We start from the raw sequence: 17,681 nt of genomic DNA on the forward strand, positions 1-17,681 counted from the left end.
TGACCCGATTGGCAACCTGAGGAGTAAGCTCTAGAGTATGCGCGCGCAAAACGGGGTTCAGTCGTTCGCACATCGCTGTCGCGTTTATTACGAGGACACCGATGCCGGCGGCATCGTCTACTACGTCAATTATCTGAAATTCATGGAGCGGGCTCGTACCGAGCGGCTACGGGAATTGGGCTTTGCCCAATCCGAACTGGCGCAGGAAAACCTTTTATTTGTCGTGCACTCCAGTGAGGCTCGTTATCACAAGCCGGCGCGGCTGGATGACGAGTTGCTCGTCAGTGCAGAAGTAACCGAATTGAATCGCGTCAGCCTGCGCTTTAACCAGCAGATCAGGCGGGCGTCGGATGCAACTCTGCTCTGTGAAGGGCAGTTCCTGGTGGCGTGTGTACGCGCCGATAGTTTTAAACCCCGGGCCATTCCCGAAGCTCTGCGAGCGGCCTTCGCCGACCAGGGCGGCGCGGGCATACATTCAGAGCAGGAGATAAAGCGTGGAAGCTAACGTCGTCGACCATTCCTCCATGTGGAGTTTGGTCAGCAATGCCAGCATTGTTGTTCAGTTGGTAATGCTGATTCTGGTAGCTGCTTCGGTCACTTCGTGGATCGTGATTTTTCAGCGCAGCAACATGCTGCGCGCAGGTCGACGTGCACTGGACAGCTTTGAAGAGCGTTTCTGGTCGGGTATCGATCTGTCCAAACTGTACCGTCAGGCGGGCAGCAATCCCGATCCGGATTCGGGCGTCGAGCAGATCTTCCGTGCCGGTTTCAAGGAGTTCTCGCGTCTGCGTCAGCAGTCCGGCGTCGATCCTGATGCGGTCATGGAAGGTGTGGCGCGCGCCATGCGTGTTGCCATCTCCCGCGAGGAAGAGAAACTCGAAGCCGGTCTGCCGTATCTGGCGACCGTCGGTTCTACCAGTCCTTATGTCGGTCTGTTCGGTACTGTCTGGGGGATCATGAACTCCTTCCGCGGTCTGGCGACTGCGCAGCAGGCAACGCTGGCTACCGTAGCACCGGGCATTGCCGAAGCACTGATTGCAACGGCCATCGGCCTGTTTGCAGCCATTCCGGCCGTTATTGCCTACAACCGTTTCGCCGCGCGCAGTGAGACCTTGATCAGCCGTTATTACACGTTTGCTGACGAGTTCCAGGCCATCCTGCACCGTAAAGTGCACACCAGCGAAGAGTGAGCAGGTAATTCCCCATGGCTTTAATCGCTCGAGATCGTCGCAGAAAACGCAAGCCGGTCGCCGAAATGAACGTAGTGCCCTACATCGACGTGATGCTGGTGTTGCTCGTGATTTTCATGGTGACGGCTCCCATGATCAACCAGGGCGTGAAAGTCGACTTGCCCAAGGTCTCCAGCGAGGCTTTGCCGCAAGACAACAATAATCAGGTCCTGACCATTTCGATCAAGGCTGACAAGACCTATTACTGGAACCTTGGCAGCGAAGTCGATACCGACAAGCAGATGGACAAGGCAATGACCCTGCCACAGCTGACTGCCGCAGTGACCAAGATCGTCGCTGCCGGTCGTGACGCAGGCAAGCAGACCCAGGTTTTCATTCGTGGTGACAAGACCGTCGATTACGGCTCGGTCATGGGCACCATGGGCGGGCTGCAGAAGGCTGGGGTAGGGAACGTTGGCTTGATTACCGAGGCACCCTGATGCAGCCGATTCGAGAGCCGTCCGCCTCGGAAAGCTACTTCTGGCCCAGTGTCTGGGCCGTGGCATTGCATATTCTGATTTTCGGCATGCTGTTCGTCAGCTTTGCCATGACTCCGGATCTGCCCGAAGCCAAGCCTATCGTTCAGGCAACGCTCTATCAGCTCAAGTCCAAGAGCCAGGCCACTACCCAGACCAACCAGAAGATTGCCGGTGAGGCGAAGAAAACTGCTGCGCGACAAACAGAAGTCGAACAGCTGGAGCAGAAAAAGATCGAGCAGCAAAAACAGGAAGCTGTAAAAGCTGCGGAACAAAAGAAAGAAGAGTCCGCTCAAAAAGCCGAAGAGCAGAAAGCTGCCGACGAAGCCAAAAAGGCCGAACAGAAAGCAGAGGAGGCCAAAAAGGCTGACGATGCCAAGAAAGCCGATGAAGCCAAGAAGGTTGCCGACGCCAAAAAGCTTGAAGAGAAGCAGCTGGCTGATATAGCCAAGAAGAAGGCCGAAGACGAGGCGAAGAAAAAAGCCGAAGAAGACGCCAAGAAAGCTGCTGCCGAGGAAGCCAAGAAACAGGCTGCTGATGAGGCCAAGAAAAAGGCCGCAGAAGACGCCAAGAAAAAGGCTGCCGAGGACGCGAAGAAAAAAGCCGCTGCCGATTCCGCCAAGAAGGCGCAGGAAGCAGCTCGCAAATCCGCTGAAGACAAGAAGGCGCAGGCACTGGCCGATTTGCTGTCCGACAAACCGGAGCGGCAACAGGCTTTGGCTGACGAGCGGGGCGATGAAACGGCTGGCAGTTTCGATGACCTGATTCGTGTCAGGGCTTCCGAAGGCTGGAGTCGTCCACCATCGGCACGTAACAACATGTCGGTAACGTTGCAGATCGGGATGTTGCCCGACGGTACGATTGCCTCTGTATCGATTGCCAAATCCAGTGGCGATGGACCGTTTGACAGCTCTGCGGTTGCTGCGGTGAAGAACATTGGACGTTTGACAGAAATGCAGGGTCTGAAGCCGGCTGACTTCGCGCCCTATCGTTCATTCAAGATGACATTCACACCTGGAGATCTAGCCTTGTGATCAACCTTTTTCGAGGACTGCTGGTCGTTCTCTGTTTCGCATCCGCAATGGTGTCGGCAGAAGAAAAGAACATTCTGGTCACCAGCGGCAGTGACCGTGCAGCGCCCATCGCTGTTGTGCCTTTCGGATGGCAGGGCGGTAACGTCCTGCCTGAGGACATGGCCGAAATCATAAGCAACGATCTGCGCAACTCCGGCTACTACGCGCCGATCCCGAAGCAGAACATGATCAGCTTGCCGACCCAGGCCAGTGAAGTCATTTTCCGTGACTGGAAAGCGCTGGGTGCCCAGTACGTCATGGTCGGCAACATCACGCCTGCCGGCGGACGTCTGCAGATCCAGTACGCACTGTTCAACGTGGCCACCGAGCAGCAAGTGCTGACCGGCAACGTGTCGGGTACCAATGATCAGTTGCGCGACATGGCGCACTACATTGCCGACCAGTCGTTCGAGAAGCTCACCGGTATCAAGGGTGCGTTTTCCACTCGTATGCTCTACGTGACGGCCGAACGCTTCTCGGAGAACAACACGCGTTACACCCTGCAGCGCTCGGATTACGACGGTGCTCGTGCAGTAACCCTGTTGCAATCCCGTGAGCCAATCCTGTCGCCGCGTTTCGCGCCGGACGGCAAGCGTATTGCCTATGTCTCGTTTGAACAGAAGCGTCCACGCATCTTTGTTCAGCACATCGACACCGGTCGTCGCGAACAGATCACCAACTTCGAAGGCCTGAACGGCGCGCCTGCCTGGTCGCCGGATGGCAGCAAGCTGGCGTTCGTGCTGTCCAAGGATGGCAACCCGGAGATCTATGTGATCAATCTGGCGTCGCGTCAATTGAGCCGCGTCACCAACGATTCTTCGATTGATACTGAACCTTTCTTCGGTAAGGACGGGTCTACGCTATACTTCACGTCGGACCGTGGCGGCAAGCCACAGATCTACAAGACCAATATCAATGGCGGCGGTGCCGAACGCGTGACGTTCGTGGGTAACTACAACGCCAACCCGAAATTGTCAGCCGATGAAAAGACGCTGGTAATGATTCACCGGCAGGACGGCTTCACTAATTTCAAGGTAGCAGTGCAGGATTTGGCCCGCGGTAGCGTAAAAATCCTCACAGATAGCAACCTTGATGAGTCGCCTACTGTTGCGCCCAACGGCACCATGGTAATCTACGCCACCCGCCAGCAGGGCCGGGGAGTCTTGATGCTCGTGTCCATTAACGGACGCGTAAGGCTCCCGCTTCCTACCGCTCAAGGCGAAGTCAGAGAACCTTCCTGGTCCCCTTACCTGAACTGACGCGGCGCTACACGATTTGCTTAACACACTGGGGTTCATTAGGAGTTTCAAGATGGAAATGCTGAAGTTTGGTAAATTTGCTGCGCTGGCTCTGGCCATGGCTGTAGCTGTAGGTTGCTCGTCCAAAGGCGGCGACAATGCCGGTGCAGGCGGTGCTGCTGTTGATCCTAACGCTGGTTACGGCGCCAACTCGGGTGCTGTTGACGGCTCCCTGAGCGAAGAAGCTGCTCTGCGCGCAATCACCACCTTCTACTTCGAATACGACAGTTCGGACCTGAAGCCAGAAGCCATGCGCTCCCTGGACGTGCACGCCAAAGACCTGAAAGCTAACGGCGCTCGCGTTGTTCTGGAAGGCAACACCGACGAACGTGGTACTCGCGAGTACAACATGGCACTGGGCGAGCGTCGTGCGAAAGCCGTTCAGCGCTACCTGGTACTGCAAGGTGTTTCCCCAGCTCAGCTGGAACTGGTTTCCTACGGCGAAGAGCGTCCAGTTGCTACCGGCAACGACGAGCAGTCTTGGGCTCAAAACCGTCGCGTCGAACTGCGTAAGTAATTTGACATGCGAACGTGCCGACGTGCTCTAACCGTTTTGGCCCTCGCCCTTCCGCTTTCAGCGTTGGGTGCGGCACCTGTGGTCGATAACAATTCTGGCTCTGGCAGCAGCAGTTATCCGCCAGCGGGTTATGGCACGTCCGGCGCCTATGCCGGGGGAGGGGTTACGGCCCCTGCCTCGGCACAAGGTCAGCTGTTCATGCAGCTGCAGCAAATGCAGGACGAAATCGCGCGTTTGCGCGGTGTTGTCGAGGTCCAGCAAAATGACATCCAACGCATGAAGCAGGAAGCTCTGGAGCGTTATCAGGAACTCGATCAACGTATAGCCAGTGGCGCAGCCGCTCCGGCTACCAATAATTCCCAACCTGCTGGTGGCGCTATCGACGCCGGCGGGACGCCTTCGGCCTCAGCGGCTCAACAGGCACCGGCAGCAGGCACCGAGCCTCCTGATCCGGCGAAGGAAAAGCTTTATTACGAAGCAGCCTTCGATTTGATCAAGGCAAAGGATTTCGACAAGGCCAGTCAGGCCTTCACCGCTTTCCTGCGCAAATACCCAAACAGCTCGTATGCGGGCAACGCCCAATACTGGCTGGGTGAAGTAAACCTGGCCAAAGGCGACCTCCAGGGCGCTGGTCAGGCGTTCGCCAAAGTCAGTCAGCAGTATCCGAAGCATGCCAAGGTGCCTGATTCGCTGTACAAGCTGGCTGATGTCGAACGCCGTCTGGGTCATACCGATAAGGTAAAAGGCATATTGCAGCAGGTCGTTGCCCAGTATCCGGGCACTTCAGCTGCACAATTGGCGCAACGAGATCTCCAGCGCCTTTGATGTTCTGACCCGCTGATCAAGAAAGCCGCGCTAGTCGCGGCTTTTTTCGTTAGAATCTCGCACCCGAAATTCCGGTACACCTTACGCTTTTCTGGATTCCGCGATTGCCGAGTCCCTTGAAGTGCCTGACGGAGGCGGACGGCCTGTTTAGCTGTTACGCCCGTGGCTGATATGCAAGACACATTACGCATCACCGAAATCTTTCACTCGTTGCAGGGTGAAACCCGTACGGCTGGCCTGCCCACCGTATTTGTTCGCCTTACCGGCTGCCCGTTGCGCTGTCAGTACTGCGACAGTGCCTACGCGTTCAGCGGCGGCACCATTCAGACGCTGGACGACATTCTTGGGCAAGTGGCTTCCTATCGCCCTCGGTACGTCTGCGTCACCGGCGGCGAGCCGCTCGCCCAGCCCAATGCCATTCCATTGCTGAAGCGTCTTTGCGACGCGGGCTATGAAGTGTCTCTGGAAACCAGTGGTGCTTTGGATATCTCGGCGGTGGACCCTCGTGTCAGTCGCGTAGTCGACCTCAAGACCCCAGGGTCAAAAGAAGTCTCGCGTAACCGCTACGAGAACATGGAGCTGCTGACGGCCAACGATCAGGTCAAATTCGTGATCTGCTCGCGTGAAGATTACGACTGGGCCGTTTCCAAGCTGATTCAGTACGGCCTCGATCGTCGTGCGGGCGAAGTTCTGTTCTCGGCCAGTCACCACGAGCTCAAGGGCCGTGATCTGGCGGACTGGATCGTGGCTGACAACCTGCCGGTACGCCTGCAGATGCAGTTGCATAAAATTCTTTGGGATGACGAGCCGGGGCGCTGATATGAGTGAATTGACCAAGATTGAAAAAAGAGCCGTGATCCTCCTGTCTGGTGGCCTGGACTCTGCGACCGTCGTAGCCATGGCACGCGCCGAGGGTTACGTCTGTTACACGATGAGCTTCGATTATGGCCAGCGTCATCGCGCCGAGCTGGATGCCGCTGCACGCGTTGCTGGTGATCTCGGCGCCGTGGAGCACAAGGTCATCGGCCTTAACCTCAACGGTATTGGCGGCTCGGCATTGACCGACAGCTCCATTGCCGTGCCTGAGTCGCCTTCTGAAGGCATTCCGGTTACCTACGTACCGGCACGCAACACCGTCTTCCTTTCGCTCGCTCTGGGCTGGGCAGAGGTCCTGGGCGCGCGGGATATCTTCATTGGCGTCAATGCCGTGGATTACTCGGGCTACCCGGATTGCCGCCCCGAGTTTGTCGAGTCATTCGAGCGCATGGCCAATCTGGCGACCAAGGCCGGTGTGGAAGGGCAGGGCTTCACCATCAGGGCGCCGCTGCAGAATCTGAGCAAGTCGGACATCGTCAAGGCAGGCGCTGCGTTGGGAGTCGATTACTCGCTGACGGTTTCCTGCTACCAGGCTGACGATCAGGGCCGTGCCTGTGGCAAATGCGACAGCTGCCGCTTGCGCGCAGAGGGCTTTGCTGCTGCCGGTATCGCAGACCCGACTCGTTATTTTTAAAGTTTTTTAAAAAAGGTGTTGAATTACTGATAAAAATCAGTAATATACGCGCCACACAACAGAGGGTCGTTAGCTCAGTTGGTAGAGCAGTTGGCTTTTAACCAATTGGTCGTAGGTTCGAATCCCACACGACCCACCATTTCGAAAATCTGGAAGGCCCATGAAAATGCGGATTTCCAGTTTTTTTTTGCCTTGCAGATTATCCGGCCTGAGGTGGGGTAGCTGATTGGGCTTCCGTCACGGCATTGAGGCAACGATCTGTAAGGCAGCTGGCTAGTCTTTCGAAGCTGAAGGCAGGCGATACCGTTTGAGCGCGATGCGCACCCAGACAAGCAGCCGTCTGTCGCGAAACATAGCGCCGGCAAGCCGTGATGTCAAATTGCAAGGCGGAGTGCAGCTTCAGAGCTACTGGAGGCCACGCATATTTTTTCATCCTGACGCAGTGCGTGGCTGTTATCGGCTATCTTGCACGTTTACTGAAACTGAATACATGCTCTGGCGAGCGCTCATGATGATGGCATTTAGGGATCCGCCGCACCGTCGACTCACTTTACAGATCCACTGCTCCAAGGGATCCTGTAATAGCCGTCGGGCGATTGAATAGATGCCTTGCCTTCGCTGATTGTGCCTATGTCTTCTCCGGCTGCAATCTGAACAACCATCTCGCCAGCAGCATTTTCCCTGATCCAGCGAGCAATATCCTCCAATTCGCCGAACTCATATTCCATCTCCGGTGCGTCCGATATCAAACTCAATGCCTGCGCTTTGGCCTCGTTTGAGGTGACGGGCTCGCTATGAACAGAAACTGGTGTGGATTTTAATACATTGACCAAAGGTGCGGTCGACATCAGTTCGAGACGCTCCGCTACAGGGGGATTGGAGGCCGTATCGTCGGCTTTTTTGGCCTCACTCGATTCGGTCGTCGCCGGTTGCAGCTCTGTCCCGGATACCAAGCTCACCCCCGGTACTGCGCTGCCAGCCGCAGGGCCTGAACTTTTGGGGATTATCGGTCTAACTAGATAATTGATTTTGGCCTGTTGTTGACCTCTTTCATTCATAACTTCTCGCATCAGATCGTAGTCTGGTTCTATGTACTCCATCGTCGTTGCTATATTTGAATGATTCAGCAGATTCTTTGTGATGTGAATATTGCGCTCTGGCTGCCTCATCAGTTCGCTGGCTATCGTGTGCCTGAAGCGGTGCGGTGTCATGCGCGTGCCAGTCATATTGGTCAGCTTTTTGTACATGGCCTCCACCTGATCAGAGTTCATATGCTCCCGCTTGTAATGACCAGAGAATCTGTTGATATTGAAAACCTGGTCAGTACTAGAAAAGCCAACCTTCTTGGCTGTGTCCATCACCAGCACTAGATGCGGCATCAGTCCATCAGGTATTGGAATCATAAACTCCCGGTGCGTTTTCTCTGTTTCTCCCCTCACTCTTATCAGTCTCTGTCCCAGATCTACGTTTTCGTACCTTAAGCACAGCAACGCGTTGAGTCTTATGCCTGTGTAATAGAAGGTTTCAAACACTGCCAGCCAGAACCATGCCGGAGTGATCTCTGATCGTTTTCCAGTCGATAGTTCCTCTTGTACGAGAAACCTTAGCCAGTTGCGTGCCCGAACAATGACGTCGTTGCCAATCGTCTTCTTCGGACGTTTGGTAGGCATGACACGGGTATCCTTTAGCGGATTCACTTTCAGCTCGACAAGCCCGTGCTCCATTGCGTACCTGTACACCGTACGCAGATGGCTTGAGTAAGTATTCCAGCTCCGCTTGGAGATCCGTGCCAGTTCTGATCGGCGCCATTCGAGCATGTCTCGATGAGTGGTTTCGCAGGCTAGGCATTCGCCAAAAAAGTTCACGTACGCTTTTGTAGCCGCTCTGTAAATCTTTACTGTGTCAGGACGAAGGTCATGGGTGAGGATGTACTCCTGGGTCAGTTCCGGAAGCGTCATCGGTTTCATTCAGATGTGTCCTTGTCTACCAATTCTGCCAAGCTGATGACCGGGTTGTCATAGGGCACCTCGCTGAAAACGTCGGTAGGCTCTATGAGCAGATAGCCCCGCAGTTGCTTGCTTTTTCGTGGTCCTTTGACCAGGCATGTCCAGATGTTCAGGCCTGCGCCAGTCTTGCGATGTTTTTTCAGTTTCTCAAAAGAACGCTGAACGACCTGCCAAGCTTCCAGATCCCGCTCTTTAGCCTCACGCTCTATGTCTGGGTGCTCAAGTGCGTAACGTTTGAATATGTCCGGGCTAACCAGGAACGCAGTGCCATCCACGGTATGCACACGAGCCTTGGCGTCATTGATGATGATCCTGTGGGAGATCACGCCCCCCTTCAGCCAGGTGAGGAAATTCAAGCCGTGGCTTGAGCTACCTTCCGGCGAGACTTTTGCCGGCTCTTCGACCGGAGCTTTGTCGTTCGTTGCCTTGATACCCACTAGCTGCCGAGGTTGGCTAAGACTGGTAGCTGCCGGAGGAGGGGGCAAAAAGGGAATCTGATCATCATCGTCTAACGGCTCGGGTGCTGGTTGAGTCGGTGCTGTCGCTACCGGGTCGGGGAACAGATCGAGCAGCTCGTCCAGTGCATCAAAATCTTTTGCTGCAGCAGGCGCTTGCTTAGGTGTCGGGGGCGCTGCTGATACTGCAGGCGTATTTTTGCTGTTCACGGGTTGAGACTCTTCGCCTCCAGCAGGAGCTGGCTCGTTTTCATCTGCCGCTGGTGCAGATTCCACTGTCAGAGTGCCGGTATAGGTCTCAGGCCTATCAGTGGTGTTCGGCCAAATCAGCGCCGGCGCTATTTTCAGTACCGTGAACGTGTTCTTCCAGCCGCGACCATTGTCGATGCTGGCCTTCCAAATGGCTTTTCCCTCTCCGTTGGGCTGAATGATCGCCTGATCCTGGAGCAGGTTGAACATCGGGGCGTTGGATGAGGGGATGTGTTCGATACCCTGAGACAGTAGAAGAGCTCTGAGCTGATCTACGGCCGGCTTGCTGACAAGCCACAAGCCTTCCTGGGTCAGCCATCCGTCTGAGGGACCGTCGGGCTGGTTCAACTTGAATTTATCCGCAATGAGCATTCTCAGGCCTTCAGCCAGCTGCCGTTGGATAGACTGCTTGGGCGCTGACATAGCTCGGCCTGGATTGCCTCCGAGTTCCTGTGCCACGGAAGCCTGGTCAGCTTGGGAGACAATTTCACCAAGGATATCGGCATGCTCATATTGACCTGCGAACGCGAACACGAGTTGAGACCAGAGCTCGGGAAACCCGCTGAGCCAGTCCAATGCCTTCGCCGGAATCACATTGGAGTAGATCAGCGACGAAGCGGCTCCATGCAACCGATAGTCTCGACCTTTCACGTACTTGAATCGGTATGGCTGATCCAGAGGCCCGTGCCATGGATGCCAGATAGTGCCATCTGCGAGTTCAACCTTGACGTCTACCGCAATCTTGCCCAGGTCGTGGACGAGCGCACCATAGGCGGATGCTGCAGACCATGCTTCTGACTGGGCCGCCTGCGACTCGGGCGGTGCTCCGATGGGGAGCAGATACATTTGCCGTATCTTCAGCGCGTAGGCGACGATCTCAAGACCGTGATCCAGCATGCCACCATGATATGCATGGTGATGATTCTCAGAGGCAGGGAGATGCTGCACCAAGGCTGCGTAGCTCTTGAATGCCTGCATGTAAAGCGTCTCGAACTGCTCACGGGGCAGAGAGGTCCGCTGCCAGATGTTTTCAATCAACTGGCGCCGTCGGGAAGTCGACAGCAACGCGTCGGGAGATTCTGGTTTGAAAAAGCCTGCAGCAGTATTGGACGAGATCGGAGACACTTTTCTTCGCGTGAAGAAACTAAGCATGTAGGCACCCATGATGAAGTCATTGGTGGGCCTTTTGCTTTATATGGCTCAGCGTGACAAGTCGAAACCTATATCCATCCTGGAAAGGTTATATACACAAGCTGTCACTTGATTGGTTGGGATCCAAACAGTGCCAGTAATCGGATGTTGCCACGCTTGCGTCGAAAAATGTAGTCTCCAAGTACCTGTTAAGTAACATTTTTTTGAAATACATTTTTATGGAGGCCGCTTTCGAACCCTTTCGTCATCCATTTCCGGCGGACTCGCCGGCCTTTTCGGGTAAGGCACTTACCCTTATTCCCCCATTCCATTCAAACCCTTCGCTTTGCCATTTGCTTCAGTCCATTTCGCCCTTTCGGTGCGGACTACAGGGGGCAGACGAATACGGACAGCCGTTGGTCGGGTCGAAGTCAAAGGCGTGGGGCAGTCAAAGCTCAACGGGCTGGATGAGCTCCGGTCCTTGATTCCGCACGTTCCCCACTGCGCGATCAACCGGGAACCATTCAAAATCGTCAACAATCCTGCAGTGCTCTTTTGCCAAAGCTTCGGCTTTCTGCGGTGTAGTTTCGGAATCAAGCCATGCCCGCGCATCTTCTGCCGTCAGTACCACCGGGCGGCGATCATGAATGTCGACCATTCCCGAGTCGCTTGCCGACGTGATGATGACAAACCCGTCGCCATCATGGGGCTCAAGCCCTCTGTGGACCTGAGCCAATGCCGCGAAGAACATAGGCTTTTTACTCTTGAGACGGATGAAGTAGGGCTGCTTTTTCTTGGGGTCATCCGGGTCCTTCACCCATTCAAACCAACCGTTCGCTGGGGCAACTGCCCGTCCGGTAGGCCAGAGCTCTTTGAAGAACTTTCCCGTCATTACGGTTTCGACTCGAGCGTTGATTGGGGCTGGTCGCTTGTCTTTCGCCCAGAAAGGCTCCCACCCCCACCGAACCTTGTCGACACTCAGACCCTCCTCGGTGGGACGGATGATCTCAACCCGAGTGCTAGGAGCCACGTTGTAGCGCTCTATGGGCAGGAGGTCGTACCCATTGATCACGATCTGCTCTGGTGCAAGCTCCTTGAGGTAGTGGTCCATGGATTCGTAGATCGAGTAGCGTCCGCACATGATGTCGCCCCTAATGTCACTCGTCGAAAATGCCTTTCAGTACGATTGACCGCGCGCGGGCCGAAGAGTTAACTGTATATCTATACAGATAACTTATCGAAAGGTCTTCATCATGAGCGTAGTCATTCTTGGTCCGTTGTCTGAAGGGGGTATCAAGCTACCGCTCTACTCATTTCAGGTGCCAGCTGGGTTTGCTTCTCCCGCTGTCGATTACATCGAGAAGCACGTGTCCCTGGACGAGCTGGCCGAGGTACGGGCACCGCATGTGTATCTGGCGAAAATTCTCGGAGACAGCATGATTGGGGCAGGTATTTTTGATAAGGATCTGATCGTCGTAGACCGCAGCCGCACTGCCGAGCATGGTGAGATTGTCGTTGCAGCCCTCAATAATTCGGACCCTATTTGCAAGCGGCTCTTCATGATGGATGGGGTTGTCAAACTTCAATCCGAAAATAGTGCCTACCCGTCCAAGCACATCCTTGAGGGTGACAACCTCGTCATCTGGGGCGTAGTGAACTACAGCATGCGCCGTCATGGAAAAGCGTGAGCCCATTTTCGCGCTTATCGATTGCAACTGCTTCTATGCCAGCTGCGAGCGTGTTTTTCGTCCAGATCTGGAGAAGACGCCCATCGTGGTACTCAGCAATAACGACGGTTGTGTCATCGCTCGAAGTTACGATGCCAAGCCGTTTGTAAAAATGGGGGCTCCCTATTTTCAGATCAAAGAGGTGTTGCGCCGCAACGGCATAAAGGTGTTCAGCAGCAACTACGCGCTCTATGGCGACATGAGCGAGCGTGTCATGTCGATCATCGAGTCGATGGTGCCAGCCTCCGAGGTCTACAGCATCGATGAGGCGTTTGCAGACCTAACCGGGGTCCCTGGCGATCTCACAGCGTTCGGTCGACGCATCCGGGCGAACATTCTCAAATGCACTGGCATTCCTGTGGGTGTTGGCATCGGTCCTACGAAAACGCTAGCCAAGCTGGCCAATCACACTGCGAAGAGACTGCTATCCCATACAGGCGGTGTTGTAGACATTTGCGACCTGCATAACCGCAACTGGGTACTGCGTAATACGGCGGTCTCAGAGGTCTGGGGGGTAGGGAAGAAGATGAATGCCCACCTGGAGGCTATGAACATCCGCACCGCAATGGACCTTACAACCGCCGACCCGCGTACTCTGCGCGACCGGTTCAGCGTGGTCATTGAAAAGACCGCACGTGAGCTGGCAGGTACTTCGTGCCTGGAGCTGGGCGAAGCTGCACCACCCAAGCAGGAGATCTGTTGCAGCCGAATGTTCGGCAAACGGCTAACCACCATTCAGCCTATCAAAGAGGCGGTGGCCACCTACACTCAGCGTGCGGCCGAGAAGCTCCGTTCTCAAAACTCGCTGTGCAAGAAGATCCGCGTCAGCATCCGTACCGGCATGTTCAATCCGGAAGAAGCCAAGTACGCCAACGGCGCTTTGGTTGAATTGCCATACCCCACCAACGACGTGCGCTTGATGACCAGGGCGGCGACTGAGGCAGTGAATAGTTTGTTTCGACCAGGGTTCAAGTACAGCAAAGCTGAGGTTCTGTTGCTGGATCTGAGACAGCCTGGCGAATTTACGGATGACATGTTCGCAGCTTCGCAGCCGGCATCTTCAGAGAAGGTGATGGGAGTCCTGGACGAGATCAATACACGCTGGGGCAGAGGGACTTTACGAGCTGGGAGTGTTCCTTCCAATCCGGAGTGGGCTATGCGTCGCGTACTGATGAGTCAAAGTTATACGACCAGGCTCGATCAGCTGTGGGAGGTGAAAAGTCTCTAGTAGCTCTGTAACGTGCGTAATCGCATGGACTTGACCACCCATTTGCATTCGACTTGACCAATTGTTTGCATCGGATCTGACCCGCGCAATGGGCGCGCCTTGACCGGCAGGAGTCGACCCAAAGCGGACATTTGACAGAAAGTACGCAGTAACGAATTTTTCACTGTGGCTCCAATTCTGACCATAAACAACTTCGCCCAATGCCGACCATTAACGTGCCGTAGTCTTCAAAAATACTGGTATTCACCTCATCCTGGCTCGTCCACGTTGCTTCACACTCCTCGCACACCCACAGCGAAATATTTGTGGAGCGCACCCGCATTGCTCGAACGTAACCTTGGCTGCACCTTTGGCACTCAATCAGCATACAAATAATCTCTGACAGGACTTCGGTGTAGTCTAAGCCTTTAGGCGGCTTCTGGCCGATTGCAGGCCTTCGCCGGCGATCCGCCAACCTGTTGCAGCTCGTCCGGCGTCGAAAGTGGTCATTCTCGTACACTCGAGAGACAACCTGGTGAGCCGCCGCTATCGACCCAGAAATGTACCTTTGCCGCGGTGCCCTGCTGTCCAAATGGCAAACACCTTGAGTAAGGCGATATTTAGATAACGATGCCCTCGGGATAGATTTGAAGGCTTTCAAACTGCTTTGATTCGTGTATGAGTATCCGTAGCTCCTCATGCAGCCGGATTTCCATAGTTTCCTCATCAATCACGCTATAGCTAGCCACAGTAACGTTCAGAAGCTTTTGGAAATGGGTGCTCGTCCAATTGATTTCCTCGTCCCATGTGGCAATCAGCTCTTCCTCCTGAAATACCTCTATTAGGCACTGGATGGCAATCCGGCTCCCTGAGCTAAATAAAAATTGGACGTCGTACCTTCCCAACCAGATTTGCTGTATCTCAGCCCCCAAAATGCCTTCTAACTTCAGATCGTTGTCAAAGCCGTACATGTCATCCTCTAAAGGCCGGAGGTTAAAAGCGCTGCGATGCATGAAGTGCTCTTTCCCTAAGAACAATTCCGATTACACACATCGGGCGTGAGATAAGCAAGGTTCGAGGTTCTCTGCGATGGCTGCTTCTGGCCCAGAGTGTGTAAAAACGGGCAGTGCAATGTCGGCACATAGCCCTGACGGGTTATTAGCTATGTAGTCGCTCTCGGTAAGTCCTGCGGGTCGTCACTAGGGTCTTGGAGGCTTCAATAAAGCCTCTATGGTTCCAGGTAGGCAACAAAGCCAACCCTTTCAGGCCGACAATGCCTTCATCAAGCTGTTGGTGCCGAGAATTTTCATAACCCGCTTCATGTTGTAGGCGAGTACGTTCAAGCTCATTTCTGCACTGACGCCTTCCAGCCTTCGCGTCAAAAAATGCGTAGCGCCCATCCACTGTTTGAGCGTCCCGAAGGGATGCTCGACCGTGCGTTTGCGGATTCGCATCATGTCCGGCGCGTTGCTCAGCCGAACCTGCATCTCTTCCAATATCGCCTCATGCTCCCAGCGCCGAACACGGCGTTGCTTGCTCGGTGTGCACTGCGTTTTCAAGGCGCAGCCCTGACATTTTGAACTCCAATAACGATGCAGCTTCATGCCTTTCTCGACACTGGAGAAACGCCATATCAACGTCTCTCCAGCTGGACATACATAGTGATTTTTCGCCGCGTCATAGATAAAGGCATCGTTGTTGAAGCGCCCATCAGCTTTGGCTGCTGATGTCATTGGCTTGGGCACATACGCGGTGATCTCCGCGTTGTGACAAGCCAGGATTTCCTCACCTTTGAAATAGCCTCGGTCAGCCACCACCGAAAGCGAATCCGATGCCATGGCTTCGCGCGCCTGCTTGGCAATTGAGCTGAGCTGATCACGGTCGGAACCGACATTGGTCACCTCATGAGCAACGATCAAATGGTGCTGAGCATCGACTGCTGTTTGCACGTTGTAGCCAACGATTCCTATACCACGCGTCATCATTGAACGCGCGTCTGGATCGGTCAGTGAGACCTGTTTATCCGGTGATTCGTTGAGCCGTATTTCAATCGCTTGAAGCTCCTTCATTTGCACTTTCAGCTTGGCAATTTTCTCTTCCAGCCGCACCGACTTGGCTTCAGAGGATGTGGGCTCTTGCCGATCCGCAGTATCAAGTGCCGTAAGGTAACGGTTGATGCTCGATTCGATTTCTTCCATGCGCCGCTTCAGTTTGGCGCTGGTGAAGTTACGGTCGCGGTTGTTAACGGCTTTGAATTTGCTGCCATCGATGGCGACGAGATTTTCACCGAACAATCCCAACTGCTGACACAGCACTACGAACTGGCGACAGACGCCGCGGATGGCCTTGCTGTTATCTTTTCGGAAGTTGGCGATGGTCTTAAAATCCGGCATTAAACGCCCCGTCAACCACATCAGCTCAACGTTGCGTTGAGCTTCTCGCTCTAGGCGGCGGCTTGAATGGATGCGGTTGAGATAGCCATAGATATAGATCTTCAGCAGGACTTCAGGGTGGTAAGCAGGCCGGCCTGTGTCAGCAGGAATAGCACCGTCGAAACCCAAATTGATCAGGTCAAGTTCGTCGACGAAGACGTCGACTATGCGCACTGGATTGGTATCGCTGACGTAGTCATCGAGGCTTTCAGGGAGCAGCGTGCTTTGGCCGCGATGTTCGCGTTGGATGAAGCGCTTCATCAAAAGTCCTTTGTTTGCCGTGCGGAAGGACATCAATGTGTAGATTCAGGGAGCATGTAACAGGCACTGCTGTCTCGCATCACATCCGTCTTCGCATCAATACATTGGGCAGCTCGACTCCGCGAGATACTGAATGCCGACGCGCCACTATTTCAAAGCCATTACGTATAAAGAAGGATTCCGCCGTTTTGCTTACGTGTGATGTTAGCTCAATGTATTTAAGGTCCGTGGCTTCCTGAACAACTCGATCCATTAGCCGTTGACCGATGCCTTGGCGTGCATGGAAACCAGAAACAAAAAAATGATCGATGTACCCGGAAGCTTGGACGTCAGCGTAACCAACGATGTGATCATCTAATACCGCTACAAACGGATTTATGTCTCGAATGCGGGTATTCCATGCTGTCCAATCGGGATCCTTTGGTGCCCAAGCCTCGATTTGCGCAGGGGTGTAGTCACGAGATGCAACCTCACGGATAGCTGAAGAGAAAACTTGAAACAGAGCTGCTTCGTCGCCTTCACAAAAATGTCGAATAAGCATCCGGCTGCTCTCCTGATGGATGAACACCCCATCTTAGCGAAAGCTCTAGCCTTCTCGCGAACGGTTCAGCGTTTTTACACACTCTGGACCCAAAGCGGACGTTATCCGCAGGCAGAAATTGGCGGAAATCTCCAGTAAAGTTAGGGATCAAGGCGCGGATGCACTTGGATTACTGTGACAGTATTTCATTCGAAAACACTGTCGAACCGAACATCTGAACGGTTTGTATCAGTTGGTCGGCTATTCGCCGGGAGGTTGATTTCTAAGGGGAAGTAGGTTGAATATAAGATGGGATAGGTCTATAAATGATGTCAGAACGATATGTTCTATGACTGGTTCAAGGGGTGGGCTATGACCACAAACGCTGGCAAAAACGGTAGTGCTGCAATGCGCGTAGGGCATGTGCTCGGCCGAGGCGTGGGTGGGATTCTTCATACTGAAAAAGCTATATGGACCACATTGGTTCGAGCCGGTGTACCTAATGCAATCTTGACTCCAGTAAAGTGGGCCGCTCGCGCTTCAGCAATGGTGCTCACTGTAGGATTCGCAGCATGGGGGCTTCTTTACGCCGCAGGCTTGCTTGCAATGGTGTCTGTTGCATTCGCTTTGCTCTCTGGCAGTAGAGGATCTATCTCAGGGTCCGGATCCTTGCAGACGAAGTCTTCCAACGCTGAGCTGCAGGATGGGTATGAAGGGTGCGGTCTATACGTAGACGATGTCCGCGTAGATTGATCCCGGTGTTGA

18 protein-coding genes and 1 tRNA gene are annotated in these 17,681 nt (G+C 54.3%); 13 read left to right on the forward strand and 6 right to left on the reverse strand.

Annotated elements, in window-relative coordinates:
• The first annotated feature begins 37 nt into the window (after positions 1-37).
• The 10 genes from ybgC (at position 38) to GE543_RS06640 (ending at position 7,067) form a co-directional block, all read left to right on the forward strand.
• Positions 38-505 carry a tol-pal system-associated acyl-CoA thioesterase gene (gene ybgC / locus GE543_RS06595; RefSeq protein WP_003409399.1) on the forward strand — a complete coding sequence of 156 codons (468 nt, stop codon included), beginning with the start codon at positions 38-40 and terminating at the stop codon, positions 503-505.
• Complete coding sequence (gene tolQ, locus GE543_RS06600; protein ID WP_002554655.1) at positions 495-1,190, forward strand: protein TolQ; 696 nt, start codon at positions 495-497, stop codon at positions 1,188-1,190. The genes ybgC and tolQ overlap by 11 nt, the downstream gene beginning before the upstream one ends.
• 14 nt (positions 1,191-1,204) lie before the next feature.
• A complete protein-coding gene (tolR, locus tag GE543_RS06605; protein ID WP_002554654.1) occupies positions 1,205-1,669 on the forward strand; it encodes a protein TolR in 465 nt (154 codons plus the stop codon).
• On the forward strand, positions 1,669-2,739 hold the full coding sequence (gene tolA, locus GE543_RS06610; protein WP_004406115.1) for a cell envelope integrity protein TolA: 1,071 nt from the start codon (positions 1,669-1,671) through the stop codon (positions 2,737-2,739). Before tolR ends, tolA begins: the two co-directional genes overlap by 1 nt.
• A 47-nt stretch (positions 2,740-2,786) precedes the next feature.
• Positions 2,787-4,037 (forward strand): Tol-Pal system beta propeller repeat protein TolB, encoded by a 1,251-nt coding sequence (tolB, locus tag GE543_RS06615; RefSeq protein ID WP_210434907.1) that lies wholly within the window; start codon positions 2,787-2,789, stop codon positions 4,035-4,037.
• A 52-nt stretch (positions 4,038-4,089) separates the two neighbouring features.
• On the forward strand, positions 4,090-4,593 hold the full coding sequence (gene pal, locus GE543_RS06620; RefSeq protein ID WP_003314369.1) for a peptidoglycan-associated lipoprotein Pal: 504 nt from the start codon (positions 4,090-4,092) through the stop codon (positions 4,591-4,593).
• A 6-nt stretch (positions 4,594-4,599) separates the two neighbouring features.
• Entirely contained in the window at positions 4,600-5,418 is an 819-nt protein-coding gene (gene ybgF / locus GE543_RS06625; RefSeq protein ID WP_004418664.1) for a tol-pal system protein YbgF, read from the forward strand.
• Between the two features lie 171 nt (positions 5,419-5,589).
• Positions 5,590-6,237 (forward strand): 7-carboxy-7-deazaguanine synthase QueE, encoded by a 648-nt coding sequence (gene queE / locus GE543_RS06630; RefSeq protein ID WP_003390957.1) that lies wholly within the window; start codon positions 5,590-5,592, stop codon positions 6,235-6,237.
• Position 6,238: 1 nt separating this feature from the next.
• Entirely contained in the window at positions 6,239-6,928 is a 690-nt protein-coding gene (gene queC, locus GE543_RS06635; protein WP_153221031.1) for a 7-cyano-7-deazaguanine synthase QueC, read from the forward strand.
• A gap of 63 nt (positions 6,929-6,991) precedes the next feature.
• A tRNA-Lys gene (locus GE543_RS06640) sits at positions 6,992-7,067 on the forward strand.
• A 406-nt stretch (positions 7,068-7,473) separates the two neighbouring features.
• Here the strand turns inward: GE543_RS06640 and xerC are convergent.
• The 3 genes from xerC to GE543_RS06655 all read right to left on the reverse strand — a co-directional run bounded on the left by xerC (position 7,474) and on the right by GE543_RS06655 (position 11,910).
• Positions 7,474-8,895, reverse strand: a complete 1,422-nt coding sequence (gene xerC, locus GE543_RS06645; protein ID WP_096244742.1) for a tyrosine recombinase XerC — start codon at positions 8,893-8,895, stop codon at positions 7,474-7,476.
• Complete coding sequence (mobH, locus tag GE543_RS06650) at positions 8,892-10,802, reverse strand: MobH family relaxase (RefSeq protein WP_058443962.1); 1,911 nt, start codon at positions 10,800-10,802, stop codon at positions 8,892-8,894. The genes xerC and mobH overlap by 4 nt, the downstream gene beginning before the upstream one ends.
• A 415-nt stretch (positions 10,803-11,217) precedes the next feature.
• Positions 11,218-11,910, reverse strand: a complete 693-nt coding sequence (locus GE543_RS06655; RefSeq protein ID WP_058443963.1) for an SOS response-associated peptidase family protein — start codon at positions 11,908-11,910, stop codon at positions 11,218-11,220.
• Positions 11,911-12,022: 112 nt separating this feature from the next.
• On the opposite strand from GE543_RS06655, the gene GE543_RS06660 reads away from it, so the two are divergent.
• Both GE543_RS06660 and umuC read left to right on the forward strand, forming a co-directional pair.
• Positions 12,023-12,457 carry a LexA family transcriptional regulator gene (locus GE543_RS06660; protein WP_044311809.1) on the forward strand — a complete coding sequence of 145 codons (435 nt, stop codon included), beginning with the start codon at positions 12,023-12,025 and terminating at the stop codon, positions 12,455-12,457.
• Positions 12,444-13,724, forward strand: coding sequence for a translesion error-prone DNA polymerase V subunit UmuC (gene umuC / locus GE543_RS06665; protein ID WP_058443964.1), 1,281 nt, complete (start codon positions 12,444-12,446; stop codon positions 13,722-13,724). Before GE543_RS06660 ends, umuC begins: the two co-directional genes overlap by 14 nt.
• A gap of 599 nt (positions 13,725-14,323) precedes the next feature.
• Here the strand turns inward: umuC and GE543_RS06670 are convergent.
• From GE543_RS06670 to GE543_RS06680, 3 genes are all read right to left on the reverse strand, one after another.
• Complete coding sequence (locus GE543_RS06670) at positions 14,324-14,716, reverse strand: hypothetical protein (protein ID WP_032634303.1); 393 nt, start codon at positions 14,714-14,716, stop codon at positions 14,324-14,326.
• 249 nt (positions 14,717-14,965) lie between these two features.
• Positions 14,966-16,396 carry an IS1182 family transposase gene (locus tag GE543_RS06675; protein WP_103409852.1) on the reverse strand — a complete coding sequence of 477 codons (1,431 nt, stop codon included), beginning with the start codon at positions 16,394-16,396 and terminating at the stop codon, positions 14,966-14,968.
• 79 nt (positions 16,397-16,475) lie between these two features.
• Entirely contained in the window at positions 16,476-16,937 is a 462-nt protein-coding gene (locus tag GE543_RS06680) for a GNAT family N-acetyltransferase (RefSeq protein WP_029243644.1), read from the reverse strand.
• Positions 16,938-17,288: 351 nt separating this feature from the next.
• On the opposite strand from GE543_RS06680, the gene GE543_RS06685 reads away from it, so the two are divergent.
• The gene (locus GE543_RS06685; RefSeq protein ID WP_044312025.1) at positions 17,289-17,669 is read left to right on the forward strand and encodes a DUF3742 family protein; all 381 of its coding nucleotides are present in this window, start codon (positions 17,289-17,291) and stop codon (positions 17,667-17,669) included.
• Positions 17,670-17,681: the final 12 nt, after the last annotated feature.

This window comes from Pseudomonas sp. SZ57 (assembly GCF_009495975.1).
GTDB classification, from domain to species: domain Bacteria; phylum Pseudomonadota; class Gammaproteobacteria; order Pseudomonadales; family Pseudomonadaceae; genus Aquipseudomonas; species Aquipseudomonas syringae.

What these genes read in the sequence shown, in the direction of transcription:
- ybgC (WP_003409399.1), top strand. Translation starts at nt 38, where the DNA reads ATGCGCGCGCAAAACGGGGTTCAGTCGTTCGCACATCGCTGTCGCGTT.
- tolR (WP_002554654.1), top strand. Translation starts at nt 1,205, where the DNA reads ATGGCTTTAATCGCTCGAGATCGTCGCAGAAAACGCAAGCCGGTCGCC.
- tolA (WP_004406115.1), top strand. Translation starts at nt 1,669, where the DNA reads ATGCAGCCGATTCGAGAGCCGTCCGCCTCGGAAAGCTACTTCTGGCCC.
- tolB (WP_210434907.1), top strand. Translation starts at nt 2,787, where the DNA reads ATGGTGTCGGCAGAAGAAAAGAACATTCTGGTCACCAGCGGCAGTGAC.
- pal (WP_003314369.1), top strand. Translation starts at nt 4,090, where the DNA reads ATGGAAATGCTGAAGTTTGGTAAATTTGCTGCGCTGGCTCTGGCCATG.
- ybgF (WP_004418664.1), top strand. Translation starts at nt 4,600, where the DNA reads ATGCGAACGTGCCGACGTGCTCTAACCGTTTTGGCCCTCGCCCTTCCG.
- queE (WP_003390957.1), top strand. Translation starts at nt 5,590, where the DNA reads ATGCAAGACACATTACGCATCACCGAAATCTTTCACTCGTTGCAGGGT.
- queC (WP_153221031.1), top strand. Translation starts at nt 6,239, where the DNA reads ATGAGTGAATTGACCAAGATTGAAAAAAGAGCCGTGATCCTCCTGTCT.
- xerC (WP_096244742.1), bottom strand. Translation starts at nt 8,895, where the DNA reads ATGAAACCGATGACGCTTCCGGAACTGACCCAGGAGTACATCCTCACC.
- mobH (WP_058443962.1), bottom strand. Translation starts at nt 10,802, where the DNA reads ATGGGTGCCTACATGCTTAGTTTCTTCACGCGAAGAAAAGTGTCTCCG.
- GE543_RS06655 (WP_058443963.1), bottom strand. Translation starts at nt 11,910, where the DNA reads ATGTGCGGACGCTACTCGATCTACGAATCCATGGACCACTACCTCAAG.
- GE543_RS06660 (WP_044311809.1), top strand. Translation starts at nt 12,023, where the DNA reads ATGAGCGTAGTCATTCTTGGTCCGTTGTCTGAAGGGGGTATCAAGCTA.
- umuC (WP_058443964.1), top strand. Translation starts at nt 12,444, where the DNA reads ATGGAAAAGCGTGAGCCCATTTTCGCGCTTATCGATTGCAACTGCTTC.
- GE543_RS06670 (WP_032634303.1), bottom strand. Translation starts at nt 14,716, where the DNA reads ATGCATCGCAGCGCTTTTAACCTCCGGCCTTTAGAGGATGACATGTAC.
- GE543_RS06675 (WP_103409852.1), bottom strand. Translation starts at nt 16,396, where the DNA reads ATGAAGCGCTTCATCCAACGCGAACATCGCGGCCAAAGCACGCTGCTC.
- GE543_RS06680 (WP_029243644.1), bottom strand. Translation starts at nt 16,937, where the DNA reads ATGCTTATTCGACATTTTTGTGAAGGCGACGAAGCAGCTCTGTTTCAA.
- GE543_RS06685 (WP_044312025.1), top strand. Translation starts at nt 17,289, where the DNA reads ATGACCACAAACGCTGGCAAAAACGGTAGTGCTGCAATGCGCGTAGGG.